At 65.4% G+C, this 15,376-nt stretch carries 14 protein-coding genes; 7 read left to right on the top strand and 7 right to left on the bottom strand.

Annotated features, from left to right (window positions below):
* Nucleotides 1–14: 14 nt before the first annotated feature.
* The 5 genes from ACF8ML_RS17040 to ACF8ML_RS17020 all read right to left on the bottom strand — a co-directional run bounded on the left by ACF8ML_RS17040 (nucleotide 15) and on the right by ACF8ML_RS17020 (nucleotide 6,812).
* Complete coding sequence (locus ACF8ML_RS17040) at nucleotides 15–488, bottom strand: hypothetical protein (protein ID WP_392407485.1); 474 nt, start codon at nucleotides 486–488, stop codon at nucleotides 15–17.
* Entirely contained in the window at nucleotides 488–1,429 is a 942-nt protein-coding gene (locus tag ACF8ML_RS17035; protein WP_392407484.1) for an RHS repeat domain-containing protein, read from the bottom strand. The genes ACF8ML_RS17040 and ACF8ML_RS17035 overlap by 1 nt, the downstream gene beginning before the upstream one ends.
* Nucleotides 1,426–4,809, bottom strand: coding sequence for a DUF6531 domain-containing protein (locus ACF8ML_RS17030; protein WP_392407483.1), 3,384 nt, complete (start codon nucleotides 4,807–4,809; stop codon nucleotides 1,426–1,428). Before ACF8ML_RS17030 ends, ACF8ML_RS17035 begins: the two co-directional genes overlap by 4 nt.
* Before the next feature lie 374 nt (nucleotides 4,810–5,183).
* Nucleotides 5,184–5,765 (bottom strand): peroxidase-related enzyme, encoded by a 582-nt coding sequence (locus ACF8ML_RS17025; protein ID WP_013801997.1) that lies wholly within the window; start codon nucleotides 5,763–5,765, stop codon nucleotides 5,184–5,186.
* 120 nt (nucleotides 5,766–5,885) lie between these two features.
* Nucleotides 5,886–6,812, bottom strand: coding sequence for a LysR family transcriptional regulator (locus ACF8ML_RS17020; RefSeq protein WP_392407482.1), 927 nt, complete (start codon nucleotides 6,810–6,812; stop codon nucleotides 5,886–5,888).
* Nucleotides 6,813–6,945: 133 nt separating this feature from the next.
* On the opposite strand from ACF8ML_RS17020, the gene ACF8ML_RS17015 reads away from it, so the two are divergent.
* Nucleotides 6,946–7,848: an alpha/beta fold hydrolase gene (locus tag ACF8ML_RS17015; RefSeq protein ID WP_392407481.1), complete on the top strand. Its 903-nt coding sequence runs from the start codon at nucleotides 6,946–6,948 to the stop codon at nucleotides 7,846–7,848.
* Nucleotides 7,849–7,879: 31 nt separating this feature from the next.
* On the opposite strand, the gene ACF8ML_RS17010 is transcribed toward ACF8ML_RS17015, so the two are convergent.
* On the bottom strand, nucleotides 7,880–8,221 hold the full coding sequence (locus ACF8ML_RS17010; RefSeq protein WP_143044513.1) for a hypothetical protein: 342 nt from the start codon (nucleotides 8,219–8,221) through the stop codon (nucleotides 7,880–7,882).
* 15 nt (nucleotides 8,222–8,236) lie between these two features.
* Here ACF8ML_RS17010 and ACF8ML_RS17005 point away from each other — a divergent pair, with 15 nt between their 5' ends.
* Nucleotides 8,237–9,745, top strand: a complete 1,509-nt coding sequence (locus ACF8ML_RS17005; RefSeq protein WP_016446273.1) for a YdgA family protein — start codon at nucleotides 8,237–8,239, stop codon at nucleotides 9,743–9,745.
* A gap of 40 nt (nucleotides 9,746–9,785) precedes the next feature.
* Here the strand turns inward: ACF8ML_RS17005 and ACF8ML_RS17000 are convergent, their stop codons facing one another.
* Nucleotides 9,786–10,574 (bottom strand): IclR family transcriptional regulator, encoded by a 789-nt coding sequence (locus ACF8ML_RS17000; RefSeq protein WP_392407480.1) that lies wholly within the window; start codon nucleotides 10,572–10,574, stop codon nucleotides 9,786–9,788.
* 127 nt (nucleotides 10,575–10,701) lie between these two features.
* Between ACF8ML_RS17000 and ACF8ML_RS16995 the strand changes: the two genes are divergently transcribed.
* From ACF8ML_RS16995 to ACF8ML_RS16975, 5 genes are all read left to right on the top strand, one after another.
* The gene (locus ACF8ML_RS16995; protein WP_016451549.1) at nucleotides 10,702–11,703 is read left to right on the top strand and encodes a tripartite tricarboxylate transporter substrate binding protein; all 1,002 of its coding nucleotides are present in this window, start codon (nucleotides 10,702–10,704) and stop codon (nucleotides 11,701–11,703) included.
* A gap of 140 nt (nucleotides 11,704–11,843) precedes the next feature.
* Nucleotides 11,844–12,716 (top strand): amidohydrolase family protein, encoded by an 873-nt coding sequence (locus ACF8ML_RS16990; RefSeq protein WP_392407479.1) that lies wholly within the window; start codon nucleotides 11,844–11,846, stop codon nucleotides 12,714–12,716.
* A complete protein-coding gene (locus ACF8ML_RS16985) occupies nucleotides 12,713–13,711 on the top strand; it encodes a Bug family tripartite tricarboxylate transporter substrate binding protein (protein ID WP_392407478.1) in 999 nt (332 codons plus the stop codon). The genes ACF8ML_RS16990 and ACF8ML_RS16985 overlap by 4 nt, the downstream gene beginning before the upstream one ends.
* Nucleotides 13,712–13,759: 48 nt before the next feature.
* Complete coding sequence (locus tag ACF8ML_RS16980) at nucleotides 13,760–14,446, top strand: RraA family protein (protein ID WP_392407477.1); 687 nt, start codon at nucleotides 13,760–13,762, stop codon at nucleotides 14,444–14,446.
* A complete protein-coding gene (locus ACF8ML_RS16975; RefSeq protein WP_392407475.1) occupies nucleotides 14,443–15,375 on the top strand; it encodes an NAD(P)-dependent oxidoreductase in 933 nt (310 codons plus the stop codon). The genes ACF8ML_RS16980 and ACF8ML_RS16975 overlap by 4 nt, the downstream gene beginning before the upstream one ends.
* Nucleotide 15,376 lies beyond the last annotated feature (1 nt).

The following is a 15,376-nucleotide window of genomic DNA, read 5'->3' as shown; positions in this document are numbered from 1 at the left end:
CGATATTTTGTACGCTATATTTTATTCAAAGGTCCTATAGTATCCTTTGAGAAAAATCTGGTTTCTTGGTCTGTTGCTGGCTCGTAACCACAGTAGTAATCATCTGAATGAGATATTTTTGAAAGATATTTCGAGCCGAGTGCAAGCGACATGATGATATTTTTTGAATCAATTTCATCTATATCGTTATTCGAGAAAATAATACTTACCTCATTTATCTGCTCAAAACGAAGTAGCCGGATGAGAGGCTGACGAATCTTTACTTTCCCAATGCTTGCCCAAGTTGATGTTATGAAAATGGAGGCAGGGGTAGGTCCGGACTTGAGGTGTTGTATAAAATCGTGATCATTATGGAGATCGGCAATTTTTCCCAATTCACTATGAGATATTTCTAAAATGTTGTAGGATTGGATTATATTTGCAACTAAAATATTAAGTAAATTATCTGGAATTTTGTCGAAAACAAGCTCAATAAGTTCGGTCGTCATTAGTCTAGAAATCCTTTAAATGTTCCATCCATATTTAATCTTACGCCACGTCCATCTTCAATTCTTTTTTCTAGAAAGGCTGGCCCATTTTCAGCTTTCTTTTGTGTGAATTTCCCAGGGGAGCGAATTATGTCGCGAAAATGATTCATTCCTTGCTCGTTCCATGTTCCCATAGAGCCGCTCATCTTTCCCCATGTCTCAGGATGTCTTCCCGAGTGCTTCGCTAGAGCATGTCCAACAACGGTACTGCCTTTATATGCATTTTGTGCAGAAGACAGGGCTAGCTTGGTTTGGGAGACGGATAGCCCCCATACTGTGCCTTCTATAGCCCGATACGCCGCAATACTCGCCCCAACCCCTCCAGGTACCACAGGTATCGCCGCCGCAACCCCATCAATCGCGATACCCGCCGCATCCACCGTGGCACCGCTCCAGTTCCCTTCCTGGACATTGCTGACCAGGCTCTGGAAGCCCAGGGAAATATTGAACGCGTCCCAGACGGTTTCGGCAAGCTTGCCGTCCGGATCGATGTAGCTGTTGGGGTTGTTGTTGGCGTAGGCGTAGCGGTTGAAGCTGTGGATCTGCTCGGGATTCATCTCCTTGGGGTCCATGCCCGTGAACCGGCCCAGCAGCGGCATGTAGTACCGCGCGCCCATGTAGGTCATGCCCGTATCGGGGTCGTAGGGCCTGCCAGCGAACCACAGCGTGTTGTCCGCGATGGCCGGCTCCACCTTCTGGCGGTAGCCATAGGGCAGGTAGTTTTCCTTCCAGAGTACGGCGCCGGATTGGTTGGTGGCCAGCCAGGGCGTGCCTGCAGCGTCGTTGTGGAAGTAGGTGACGGTGGCCTGGGCTAGCGCACCGGGCGTGGTCAGCAGGGCTGCCAGAAGCAGCGCGGCAACTGCCAGCAGGCGCCGGCAGGATTGGCGGATGGCGTTCTTCATCGGGCGCTCACTTTCTGTGCAATGCGCTTGCCGTTGAGGTAGATGTATTCGGTGAGCTGGCCGGAGCCGTATTCCGCGAGCAGGTTGCCGTGCACACCATGGAACTCGTAGGTGGTGACGCCTGCCTTGGTGGTGTGGGTGCGTTTCTGGTCGCCGTCGTAGGCATAACGGATGGGGGAATTGCCCCAGCAGTCGGCGCACAGCAGGTTGGGGACGGCGTTGTAGGTGTAGGACTTCTGGCTGCTCTGGATGAAGTTACCCGCCGTGTCGTAGGTGAAGTGGTTGGTCGGGCCGCCATTGACGGTGATGGAGGACAGGCGGTGGCGGCTGTCGTAGCGGTAGTCGATCAGTTCGCTGCCCAGGCTCTGGCGGGTAATGTTGCCGGAGCCGCTGTAGCTGATGCTTCCGCGCCCCCTGGAGGTGCCCATGGATACCAGTCTGTGCACGCCGTCATAGCCGAAGGTACGGTCATAGTCCGCATCGGCCGTATCCCTCACGCTGGTGAGATTGCCCGTGCGGTCATAGGTCAGGATGGATCGGTGGAAATAGCTGCCCTGGCGCGAGGTGGCGAACGAGGCGGGAAGCAGCCTTTCGTTCTGGCCATATTCGGACTGCACTCCGTTGGCATAGGCGATGCGCTGGATCTGGCGGGACGGCCAGTAGCTGACGCTGCTGATGTAGCCGGGCATGGCCGTGGGTCTGCCCAGACTGTCCAGTGTGTAGCTGACGGTGGAGCCAGACAGTGGGTAGGTGATGGATGCCAATTGGTCATTGCCGCTGTAGCTGTAGCCAGCATTCCAATTGAAGCCACCTGCAGCCAACTCCTCCCGCGTGAGGTTGCCGTTGCGGTCGTAGGTGAAGCGACGTGTGGCTTCGGATGTGGCCGTGCTCAGCAGGCGGTGGGCCCTGTCGTAGCTGTACGTGGCGTCCGGGGTGGAGCCGGGGTAGCTGATGGACTGCAGGCGGTTGTGCCCGTCGTATCGGTATTGGATGGTGCCTACGGTCCCTGTGATCCTTGAAATCATGTTGCCTGCGGCATCGCGGCCCAGGCTTGTGGTGCCGGTCTCTGGGTGTGTGATGGATGTCAGTTGGTAGCTGCCGTTGTAGCCGTAGCTTCGTGTGATGCCCGCTTGCGTGACTGAGGTCACCAGTCCCCTGGCATTGCGGCCGATGGACAGGTTGGTGGACGGCTCCGGTGTGGAGATGGCCATCAGCAGCGGCTGGTCGGGGTCGCCGTAGGCGCGGTAGCGGTAGGTGGTTGTCAGACCGCGTTCGTCCACCACGGCGCGTGTGGCGGGGCCGTAGCCTATGCCCTGCGTGCTGCCATCCGCATGGCGTATGGAGATGACGCGGTCCAGGATGTCGTGCCGGTAGGCGGTTCCTGCGCTGGTGCCCGGGTCGGATTCAAAGGTTCTGCGGCCCAGCGCGTCGACGCTGAAACTTCGCACGATGCCGCCATGGTTGACGGACACGGGCTGACCGAAGCCGTTGAAGCTGGTGGTCTGGGTGAGCGCTCCCCGGCTGACGGTGCGCGTGGTGGTGCCATGGCTGATCTGGACGCTGTTGCCTGTGGGATAGCCGACGGAGATGATGCGGTTGAGACCGTCATAGCCATAGGTCCAGGTACTGCCGTCACCCCGAGTCTCGTAAGTGACGTTGCCCGCATCGCTGACCGTCCGCGAGATGGAAATGCCCTCGGGCTGCGATTCCGATTGGGCTATTCCCCGCCTGTAGCCACCGTAGTAGTGTGTCAGCCCTCGCGGGAAGGTGGTGGCGCTCAGGTTGCCTTGGCCGTCATACGCGTGGCGGGTCTGGATGCCATCGCGGGTGATGGAGGTCATGTTGCCATTGCCGTCGAAGCTGCGCGATATGCTGCCGCCCGCATGGCTTTCGCTTTGCACCTGGCGCACTATCCATTTGGACGGGTTGATGTAGTAGCTCAGGCTGGTGGTGCGGTTGCCGCTCGATGGGCCGTATTCGGAGATCGTGCCAGGATTGCCATAGGTGTCGAAGTTGCTGTAGCGGGTCGTATAGCTGGCGTTGTCTCGGGTGATGGTGCGCTCTGCAAGAAGCGGGGCGTTGAATTCACCGATATCGACCTTGGTAGCGAAGGCGCCGGGACGGAAGTTGTTCTCGCTCGATATCTTCTGCTTGCCCCAGGTGTAGGTCTCGGTCTGGCTGCTACCCAGGCTTTTGGAGGCCAGCAGGCCCACCATCCATACGCTGCCCGAGCTAGAGTAATTGGGCCCTATGTGCCGGTAGGTCACGGTGCCTGAGGGGGTGTTGACGGTGGTTACGTCGTGTGCGCCGGGGCGTCCGGGCGCGTAGCTGAAGGACCAGTTGCCTCCCGTGCTTGTGGACTTGGCCGTGACCACGGTAGAGCGGCTGGCGGGATTGGCCTGGGTGTCGAAGTGGACGAAACCGTATTGATAGCCGATGGAGCCCCCCTGAGGGTAGGTCAGGCGCCGCATGATGTGGCTGCCGGGGGTGTTGTTGAGGTTCCCGTTGTAGTCATAGATCCAGCGCAGACCGTCGGGCCGGGTGACGGAGCCGAGCTGGAATTTGTCCCTGACGTTTGAGATGCCCTGATAGGCGTAGTGGTAGGTCTGGCCTGCCGCGCTGATGGCGGTGATCCTCCGGCTCGCCATACCGCTGTCCGCATAGAAAAACTGGACTGAGCGACCATCGCTTGTGACCACGCTGGATATCTGCGGCGAGGCGGCCGCCGCGTACTGGATGGTGGCGTAGTTGCCGTTGCGGTCCGTGATGCGGCTCGTCAACCAGGCATATGTGGGATAGGGGCCGCCACCCAGATTGACCAGTTGGTTCATGTCGTAGCGCGTGCCGTCGGGTGATGTGACGGCCAGCCCACCCGCGCCGCTGGTGATGCAGTCGGCGCGCCAACGCTGCGTGGTGATCAGCAGTGGTGCGGTCGTGCCTGTGAAAGCCAGGAGCTGGCGGCTGCCGTCAGGCAGCTCCAGCACGGGGTTGTCAGCGATGGTCTGGCTGTTCTTGTTGAAGCAAATACTGGTTTCGCGGGACTTGAGCACCCTTCCAAAATGGATGTTCCAGCCCACGCCCGCCAGCGATTCATGGAGCGCCGGATTCGTGGGCTCTACCGATGTGCTGTTGTACGAACGTACTACTTTCAGGTCGAAGCCGCCATTGCCGGGCAGGTGGATATCCACGTAATGCAGTTGCAGTGCGCCGGTGAATGGATCAATGAATTCACCGAATCCCTGGTTCACATAGCTGCGATTGGGTTGGATTCCCGGATCTTTGTAGAAGTCGGGAATGACTTCCTGGGAATGGACGGGCCATGCCGCCATTGCCATCAGCAGCGCCAGACTGCCCGCAATTGCCTTTGTTGCCGGATTCATGGGTTCTCCCTGAAGAAACTGGACAGGTGCGCACGCGTGGCTCGGGCAGTTGGTTCTGCTCTTGGCTGGCTGCAGGGCCATGCTGTGTATCTTCAGGGAGGCCGGCAAGAGAGCCCCCTTGGGCGGCAGGGTGGCTTCGAACGGTTCTTTTTACGCCGGAGTGCGGGAATCCAGCTAATGCGCTACATCAGGAATCCCGTGTTAATGACTGTCAAGAAAAGAAAATAGCCAAGCGTCCATCTTGAAAAGCGTACCGAATCATGATCTTTGGCCGATATTTTCCAGAATATCTCTCAGCTTATTTTCAGATTATTCCTAGGATCATTGGAGGCTACGGGATTGGATTTTCCATGAAGCCGTCCCACTCTGACGCCTTATTTCTTCTCGCGCGGCACGCGCCCCATGAGGAAGAACTCGGGATTGGGCTGCATGCCGGCAAAGCTGGCCATGCGGTTGGACAGGCCGAAGAAGGCGGTGATGGCGGCGATGTCCCAGATGTCCTCGTCGTCGAAGCCATGCGGGTACAGCGCCTCGAAGTCGGCCTCGCAGATTTCATGGCTTCGCTCGCAGACCTTCATTGCGAAGTCCAGCATGGCGCGCTGGCGGGCGCTGATGTCGGCCTTGCGGTAGTTGACGGCCACCTGGTCGGCCACGTAGGGCTGCTTTTCGTAGATGCGCAGGATGGCGCCGTGGGCCACCACGCAGTACAGGCACTGGTTGGCCGCGCTGGTGGTGGTGACGATCATCTCGCGCTCGCCCTTGGTCAGGCTGCCTTCCTCCTTGAGCATGAGGGCATCGTGGTAGGCGAAGAAGGCGCGCCACTCGGCAGGGCGGCGCGCAAAGGCCAGGAAGACGTTGGGGATGAAGCCTGCCTTTTCCTGCACTTCAAGGATGCGGGTGCGGATGTCCTCGGGCAGGCTGGACAGTTCGGGCTGGGGGTAGCGGGCGGTGGCCATGTGTCTTGTCTCCTGGGTGTGGTGGTTGTCGTTGCGGGCCATGTTCGCATGGCCTGCGCTGCGCGGGGTGAACGCGCATGACAGCCTGCCTGCCGCCGAGGTTGCAGATTGCGCCCGGGCTCAGGCGGGCGCCATGTCCGGCTCAGGCCGTTGTGCAAACCAGTCGCCCAGAAAGCCGGTGAGCGCGCGTATTCTGGCCGACATCTCGCTGCGCGTGGCGTGCACCAGGTAGATGTCGGCCGCAGGCAGCTGCCATTGGGGCAGGACCTCGCGCAGCGCGCCTGCGGCCAGCGGCGCGGCCACGTCCCACAGCGAGCGCTGCAGGATGCCGTGGCCGTCCAGTGCCCAGGTCAGGGCTGCAGCGCCATCGTTGGTGCTCATCACGCCGTTGACCTTGATGTTGTGCTCGCTCAGGCCCTGGCGCGTGCGCCGGCTCAGGCGCCAGCTGCCATAGGTTTCGTCGCTCTCGCGGATCACGATGCAGCGGTGGGCCTGCAGGTCGGCGGGCTGGCGCGGCTCGCCGTGGGCTTCCAGGTAGGAGGGCGCGGCGCACAGCACGCGGCGGTTGGGCAGCAGCAGGCGGGCGGTGAGGGCGGAGTCGGGCAGGGCGCCAAAGCGCACCACGGCGTCAAAGCCCTGCTCGACCAGGTTGACGGGCCTGTCCGTCAGCTGCAGCTGCACCTGCACTTCGGGATAGGCGCGCGCAAAGGCCGACAGCGCGGGCGCCAGCCGCTGGCGGCCAAAGCCCAGCGTGCAGGCAATGGACAGCGGGCCGCGCGCCGTGGCGCGCGTGCCCGAGATGCTGCGCTCCAGCGTCTCCAGGTCGGCCAGGATGCGCGCGCCGTCCAGCAGGTAGGCTTCGCCCTCGGGCGTCAGGTGGATGCGCCGTGTCGTGCGCTGCAGCAGGCGCACGCCCAGGCGCCGCTCCAGCAGGGACAGGCGGCGGCTGACGGCGGGCGGCGTCACGCCCATCTGCTGGGCCGCAGCGGCCAGGCTGCCTTCGCGGATCAGCAGCGAGAAGAAACGCAGGTCGGAAAAGCCGTCCATGGTGGATGCGGTGGATGGTTGATTCGTAAATTGAACTGATGGATCAATGCAGTATTTTGCTATTTATGCACCCTGGTTTACTGATTAGCATGGCAGGCTGACAGTCATGAACAACGTAGAAGGAATCTCCGGGATGCACACAGATCCATGGATGCCGGGCCTGCGCCAGCAGCGCATCACGGTCGATGACGGGGTGGAGATCAACGCCTGGGTGGGCGGCCAGGGGCCGGCCCTGCTGCTGGTGCACGGCCACCCGCAGACCAGCGCCATCTGGCACCGCGTCGCGCCCCGGCTGGCGCAGCAGTTCACCGTGGTGCTGGCCGACCTTCGCGGCTATGGCGACTCCTCGCGCCCCGCCGGCGATCCCGAGCATGTGAACTACAGCAAGCGCACCATGGCCCGCGACCTGCTGCGGCTGATGGCGCGGCTGGGCCATGAGCATTTCAGCGTGCTGGCGCATGACCGGGGCGCGCGCGTGGCGCACCGGCTGGCCATGGACTATCCCGCGAGCGTGCAGCGTCTGGTGCTGCTGGACATTGCGCCCACGCTGGCCATGTACGAGCAGACCGGCGAGGCCTTTGCGCGCGCCTACTGGCACTGGTTCTTCCTGATCCAGCCCGCGCCGCTGCCCGAGCGCCTGATCGAGGCCGACCCCGCCGCCTATGTGCGCGAGATCATGGGCCGGCGCAGCGCCGGCCTGGCGCCCTTCGATCCCCGGGCGCTGGACGAGTACCAGCGCTGCCTGGCGCTGCCGGGCAGCGCGCACGGCATGTGCGAGGACTACCGCGCCTCGGCCGGCATCGACCTGGATCATGACCGCGAGGACCGCCGGCTGGGGCGCAGGCTGTCCATGCCGCTGCTGGTGCTCTGGGGCGAGGAGGGCGTGGTGCACCGCTGCTTCGATCCGCTGCGCGAGTGGCAGCTCGTGGCCGACGATGTGCGCGGTCGGCCACTGGCCTGCGGGCACTACATTGCCGAGGAGGCGCCCGACGCACTGCTGGACGCGGCTCTGCCATTTCTGTTGCAGGCCGGGTGAGTGCGGTCATTGCTGGCTTTCGGGACTGCATTCAGGCAAGCCGGCAAAAAAGGGCAAAGAGGGCAAAGGTGCATTCGCACCATATCTGCGGAGACATAGCGTTCTCCATGGATTCAATTGGTATGCCAATCGTGTCCGGAAAAGGTAAGCAATTGAAAAAACCGCATGCCTGCTGCCAGCATGCAATGCCCAGGTCCCAATCCTTGAAAGCCGCTGGAGACAAGGCCTGGCAAGGGCTGGGCAACGCCTTGCGCCCATAGGGGACCACCGCACAAGGTGCAGGCGGGCCAATGCGCAGCCCATTGCCGATGCATGGTGAAACGCCGAACTGATACAGTCGCGCGGCCCGCCCGAGGGGGAGGGTCTTATTCATCACGGGATATTCACAATGAGCAACAAGAAAACCGCAGTGGCTGCTGCCGTGGCATTGGCCGTCGTGGCCTATGGAGGAACCACCTGGTATACGGGCCAAAGGGCCGAGTCCGGCTACAAGGATGCCGTGGCCGAATTGCGCAAGGTGCTGGGCGAGAAGGCCGTCGTGACCGACGAATACCACAAGGGATTCCTGTCGTCCCAGGCCAAGCTGGTGCTGCAGTGGCCTGCGGCTGGCGAGGCCGATGCGCCCGCCGCTGCAGACGCCGGCGCAGAAGCCGCCCCCAAGCCCGTGCGCCTGGTGGTGGACACCACGGTGCGCCACGGCCCGCTGGCCGGTGGCCGCCTGGCGGCGGCGGTGTCGGAGACGCGCTTTGCGCTCGACGGCCTGGACGAAAAGAGCCGCCAGACCCTGGCCAAGGCTGTCGCTCCCACGCTGACCAGCGTGCACCACTTCACGGGCGGCCAGGATGTGCGCCTGCTGCTGCCTGCAGGCGAGATGGGCGACAACGAAGTCACCATGCGCTGGCAGGAAATGGTGCTGGACACGGCCCTGGGCGGTGGCAGCGTCAAGGGCACCTGGCGCTGGCCCGAGGTGGCCCTGCTGGGCCTGCCCAGCCGCGACAAGTCCATGGGCGTGGAAGAGGAAGAGGGCGAGGAGGAGGAATCCGACAACGACGAGGCCATCGCTGCCCAGCCGGCCGCAGCGCCGGTGGAGCGCACCAGCATCGTGCTCACGGGCCTGGAAAGCAGCTTCGAGAACAAGGTCATCGACGGCCTGTGGGGCCTGGGCCCCGGCAAGGCCAGCGTGCGCATCGCCCGCTTCGGCATGAGCAGCACGCCCGCCGAAGGCGGCGAGGCCAAGACGCTGCTGGACCTCAAGAACGTGGACGGCAGCTCGGTCATCGAGTCCGACAAGACCACGCTGGGCATGACCACCCAGGTCAAGGGCACGGGCCGTATCGGCCCCATCGATTTCGAGTCCGTGGGCTACGAGGAAAAGATCCAGCGCCTGGACATCGAGGCGCTGCGCGGCTTCCAGCGCGTCATGGTCGAGGGCTACCGCAAGGAGGGCCTGGCCAAGGCACTGGAATCGCTGGAAGAGCAGGGCATGGGCGTGCTGATGCAGAACGCCCCGCGCCTGGTGGCGGCCCTGCCGGCCTACTCCATGAAGCTGCAGGCCACCTACCAGGGCCAGACCGGCCATCTGGAGTACGGCGCCGAAGTGCAAAGCGCGCCCACGCAGGAGCAGGTCGCCCAGGCCGGCTGGATGCCGGCGCTGCTCAAGACCTCGGCACTGCAGGCCAATGCCAGCCTGCCCAAGGCCTGGCTGGAGCCGCTGATCAAGGCATCGGGCAAGCCCGATGTCTCGGCCGAGGATGTGGAAGGCATGCTGGGCATGGCCCAGGCCACAGGCTATGCCCGCCTGGAAGGCGACAAGCTGGTCAGCGCGCTCAAGATGCAGGCCGGCCAGGTCACGCTCAACGGCAAGCCCATCGCCCTGCCCATGGGCGCGCTGCAGTAAGCGGCCATCCACCTTCGGGGCGTCGCCCCGGAAGGGGTTCTCAGGGATGCCACTGGCTGGCGCGCACCACGGGGGCCTGTGTGCTGGCGCTGCCCGCCAGCGCATAGGACAGCTGGTTGGCCGCCGCCACCACCGTCTGCGCCATGGCTTCCAGCCGGGCCTCGGGCAGGCGCGATGCCGGCCCGGAAATGCACACCGACCCCATCAGCCGCCAGTGCATGCCGAACACCGGCGCCGACACCGTGGCCACGCCCTGTTCGCGCTCGCCGATGGACCAGTGGTAGCCGCGCTGGCGGATCTGCTCGTACACCGGCCCCGGCTCGCCTGAAAACGCCAGGATCACGCGCCCCGGCGAGCCCTGGTCCAGCGGCAACCCCTCGCCCATGCGCGCATGGTGGCGCAGGGCCTGCGGCCCTTCCACGCGCACGAGGCAGGTGCGCACATTGCCTTCGCGCACATAGAAGGCCGCGCTCTCGCCGCTGGCCTGCGTGAGCGCGCGCAGCGCGGGCTCCAGCACGTTCTGCACATCGAAGCCCGCCTGGTAGCGCGCACCCAGCCAGCCAGCGGCCGGGCCCAGGCGCCAGTCCCCATCGTCCCTTTGCACCATGAAGCCCGACTGCGCCAGCGTGCGCGCCAGCCGCAGCACCGTGGTCTTGTGCAGCACGCAGCGCCGGCTCAGTTCCGCCAGGGACAGGTGCGACTCCCCGAGGGCGAAGGCGCCAAGCAGCTGCAAGGCACGCGTGACGGCGATGACGCCGCCGTCCTTGGCCGCGCTGGCCTTGTCATCGGGTGGCTGCGCCGGGGAAGGGGTGCTGGGGGGCTTGTTCATAGTGCAAGGCATGCAATTGGTTGCGCTGTATGAAACGGCATTGTATGGGTTGAAACGTTTTCATAAAGTTCGTCCCACGCACCGCAGCCATGCGGGCGTTGGACACAACAAACGGAGACAAACCGCCATGCCGATTCCCTCGCTTTCGCGTTGCCTCAACGCACGCCTTCTTGCCGTCCTGGTCGGCGTTGCCGCCATCGTGCCCATGGGCGCTGCCCAGGCCCAGGACGCCTATCCCCGCAAGCCCATCCGCCTGGTCGTGCCGTTTCCGCCCGGTGGCGGCACGGACATGATCGCGCGCACCGTGGCCCAGCGGCTGGCGGACCACAACAAGTGGACCGTGGTGGTGGACAACCGGCCCGGCGCCGGCGGCAACCTGGGCGTGGACGCCGTGGCCAAGGCCGCGCCGGACGGCCATACCCTGGTCATGGGCCAGACCAGCAACCTGGCCATCAACCCCTCGCTGTACGCCAAGCTGCCCTATGACCCGCTGAAGGATCTGGTGCCCGTGGCGCTGGTGGCTTCCGCGCCCATCGTCATGGCCGCGCCGGCCAACTCGCCCTACAAGACCTTTGCCGACCTGGTCAAGGCCGCCAAGGCCAAGCCCGACGGCCTCACGCTGGGCTACCCGGGCAACGGCACGGTGGCGCACCTGGCCGGCGAACTGGCCGAGAACGCGGCCGGCATCAAGCTGCGCCATGTGCCCTACAAGGGCGCAGCCCAGGCCATGACCGACCTGGTGGGCGGGCAGATCGATTTCTACATGTCCGCCGTGCCCACGCTGCTGGGCCAGGTGCGCAACGGCAAGCTGCGCGCGGTGATGGTCACCTCGCTCAAGCGCTCCGCCCAGCTGCCGCAGACACCCACGCTGGCCGAGTCCGGCTACCAGGACTTCGAGGCCGTCACCTGGTTCGGGGTGCTGGCGCCGGCGGGCACGCCGCAGGCCATCGTGCAGCAGTTGAACAAGGCCATCAACGACGCGCTGCTCGTGCCCGAGGTGGCCGAGAAGCTGCGCTCCGAAGGCGGCGAGGTGCTGGGCGGCTCGTCCGAGAAGTTCGCCGCGCTGCTGCGCGCCGAGGTGCCGCGCTGGGCACGCATCGTCAAGGACTCGGGCGCCAGCCTGGACTGAGCCCGGGGCAGGGGCGCCAGCCCTTTCGCTTCCTTCTCGCTCCCACCTCCCTTCCTTTCCTCCATCGAGATCTCGCCATGGACTGCGACAGCCTTGCCGTGCCCGTCCGTTTCTCGTAGGGCAGCGCCCGGCCCCGTGCCGTGCTGCCCCCGGATGCCTGCGACTGCCATGTGCATGTCTATGACGGCCGCTACCCGGCAACCCCGGGCGCGCGGCTGCTGCCGCCCGACGCCTCGGCCGGCGACTACCGCGCGCTGCAGCGGCGCCTGGGCACCTCGCGCTGCGTGCTGGTCACGCCGTCCACCTACGGCAGCGACAACCGCTGCATGTTGGACGGGCTGGCCGCCCTCGGCCCGCAGGCGCGGGGCGTGGCCGTGATCGATGGCAGCGAAAGCGATGACCAACTGCAGCGCCTGCACGGCCTGGGCGTGCGCGGCGTGCGGCTGAACCTGTCGCTGGGCGTGACGGGCACGGCCGAGCTGCTGGTGCCGCTGGCCCGCCGCATCGCGCCGCTGGGCTGGCATCTGCAACTGCTGATGGCGCCGGACCTGCTGGCGTCGCTGGCCGGCGTGCTGCGGCAATTGCCGGTGCCGCTGGTGTTCGACCACTTCGGCCGCATCGCCCCCGAGCAGGCGGGGCGCCATGCGGGCCATGCGCTGCTGCTGGAGCTGCTGGAGGGTGGCAGGGCCTGGGTCAAGTTGTCCGGCGGCTACATCGTCAGCGCGCTGCAGTCGGTCGAAGACCCGGCGCTGGACGCCCTGGCCGCCAGCTATCTGCGCTGCGCGCCCGAGCGTGTGCTCTGGGGCAGCGACTGGCCGCATGTCAGCGCCTCGGCAGGCATGCAGCCCCTGCCTGATGACGCCCGCCAGATCGACCGCCTGGCCGACTGGACCTCCCATGCCGGCGGTGCCGCCACGCTGCGGCGCGTGCTGGTGGACAACCCGCGGGCGCTGTACGGCTTCGAGACCGCAGCGCCGCCATTGCATTGCACACAAGCAGGAGACAAACCATGAACACCTTCCATCCCACGCGCCGCACCCTGCTGGCCGCAGGGGGCGCCGCCCTGCTGGGGCCGCTGTGCAGCGCCGCCGTCCACGCGCAGCCCGCATGGCCGGCAGGCAAGCTCATCACCTGGGTCGTGCCCTATCCGCCCGGCGGCAGCACCGATGTGCTGGGCCGCCAGGTGGCACTGCACCTGGGCAAGGCCCTGGGCAGCACCGTGATCGTGGACAACCGCGCGGGCGCCACGGGCACCATCGGCGCGGCCTACGTGGCCAAGGCGGCGCCGGACGGCCACACGCTGCTGGGCACCTCCATCGGCCCGCAGGCGATCGCGCCCCACCTCATGGGCAAGCTGCCCTATGACCCGATTGCGGGCTTCGAGCCCGTCATCACCATAGGCACCATTCCCCATCTGCTGGTGGTGGGCGCGGCCCAGCCCTTCCAGTCGGTGGCCGATCTGCTGGCCGCCGCCAAGGCGCAGCCGGGCCAGCTGGCCTTTGCCTCGGGCGGCAGCGGAACCATCTTGCAGATGCAGGGCGAGCTGCTGCAAAGAAAGGGCGGCGTGCGCTTCATCCATGCGCCCTACAAGGGCGACACGCCCGCGCTGCAGGACACGCTGGCGGGCCAGGTGCAGTTCATGTTCGCCCCCGTGGCCGCGGCGCTGCCCCATGTGCAGGGCGGCAAGCTGCGTGCGCTGGCCGTGACCTCGGCGGCGCGCCTGAAGGCCCTGCCTGATGTGCCCACCATGGCCGAAGCCGGCATCGGCGACTTCGTGGTCGAACAGTGGCAGGCCGTCTTTGCGCCGGCCAGGACGCCGGCCGCCATCGTGCAGCGGCTGAACCAGGAGATCGGCCTGGCGCTCAGGGACCCGGCCGTCGTTGCACTGGCCGAGCGGCTGGGCGTGACCCTGGTCGGCGGCACGCCACGGCAATTGGGCGAGCTGCAGAAATCCGACTCCGCCAAGTGGTCCCAACTCATCCGCGAGGCCGGCATCAAGGCCGACTGACGCGCGCACATCTTTCTGTTTTCCTTCACCTCATCTCACTGGACCATCATGAGCCAACTCCCAGAAATCATCCGTGACATAGAGCGCGTGGACGCCCAAGTCGTGCAGCGCGCAGCCGGCTTTCAGGCCGCCATCCTGGCCGACGTGGCGGGCCGCCGCGGCACCATGCATTCGCGCGTGGCGCCCGTGCACCAGGGCATGAAAGTGGCCGGCCCGGCCTTCACCGTCGAGGTGCGTCCCGGCGACAACCTCATGATCCACGCCGCCATCGCGCTGGCCCGGCCCGGCGACGTGCTGGTCATCGACGGCAAGGGCGACCAGACCGCCGCGCTGATGGGCACGCTGATGCTCAGCGCCTGCAAGAAGCTGGGCCTGGCCGGCGTCATCGTGGACGGCGCCATCCGCGACCGCCTGGAGCTGCTGGAGCTGGACTTCCCCGTGTTCAGCGCAGGCTTCAATCCCGCAGGCCCGACCAAGTTCGTGCCAGGCCGCATCAACCACGCCATCTGCGCTGGTGGCACGACGGTTTACCCGGGCGACCTGGTGGTGGGCGATGCCGATGGCGTTGTCGTCATCGAGCGCGCCAAGGCACCCGCCATGCTGGAGCTGGCCGTGAAGAAGGTGGCCGACGAGGCCGCCCGCATCGAGGCCATTGCGCGCGGCGACACGGCATCGAAGTGGCTGCCCGCGGCCCTGCGCGCGGCCGGCGTGCTCAAGGAAGGGGAATCGCTGTGAGCACCATCATCGTCACCGGCGCCGATCTGGCGCCACAGGCTCTGGAGCTGCTGGCCCGGCACGACATCGTCTATGCGGGCAAGACGCCCACCGAAGAGGACCTGGTCGCGCTGTGCCGCGCCCATGATCCCGTGGCCATCATCGTGCGCTACGGCAAGGTGGGCGCGGCCGTGATGGACGCGGCGCCCTCGCTGCGCGTGATCTCCAAGCACGGCAGCGGCACGGACACCATCGACAAGGCGGCCGCCGCCGAACGCGGCATTGCCGTGGTGGCCGCCGCGGGCGCCAATGCGGCGGCCGTGGCCGAGCAGGCACTGGCCCTGCTGCTGGCCTGCGCCAAGTCGGTGGTGGCGCTGGACGCCCGCATGCACGCAGGCCACTGGGACAAGGCCACGCACAAGAGCCTGGAGCTGGGCGGGCGCACCGTGGGCCTGGTGGGGCTGGGCGCCATCGGCCTGCGCTTTGCGCGCATGGCCGATGCGCTGGGCATGCGCGTGATCGGCTTCGATCCCTTCGCAAAGAACCTGCCCGCCTACGTGCAGCCCGTGGACCTGGAAACCATCTGGCGCGAGTCCGACGCGATTTCGCTGCACTGCCCGCTGACCGAGGAAAACCGGGGCATGCTCGGCGCCTCCACGCTGGTAGCCTGCAGGCGCGGCGTGATCGTGGTCAACACCGCACGCGGCGGCCTGATCGACGAGGCCGCGCTGCTGGCCGCCGTGCGCTCGGGCCAGGTGGCGGCCGCAGGGCTGGACAGCTTTGCGGTGGAGCCCATGGTGGCCGGCCACCCGTTCCAGGGCGAAAGGAACTTCGTGCTCAGCCCCCATATCGGCGGCGTGACCGGCGATGCCTACGTGAACATGGGCGTGGGCGCGGCCCGCAATGTGCTGGAGGTGCTGGCCCGCGTGCCTGCGGCGGCCGGCGCCTGAG

It is taken from the genome of Delftia sp. WSY_10, assembly GCF_043104705.1.
In the GTDB taxonomy this organism is placed as follows: Bacteria; Pseudomonadota; Gammaproteobacteria; order Burkholderiales; family Burkholderiaceae_C; genus Comamonas; species Comamonas tsuruhatensis.
This window is presented reverse-complemented; position numbering and strand designations above follow the sequence as displayed.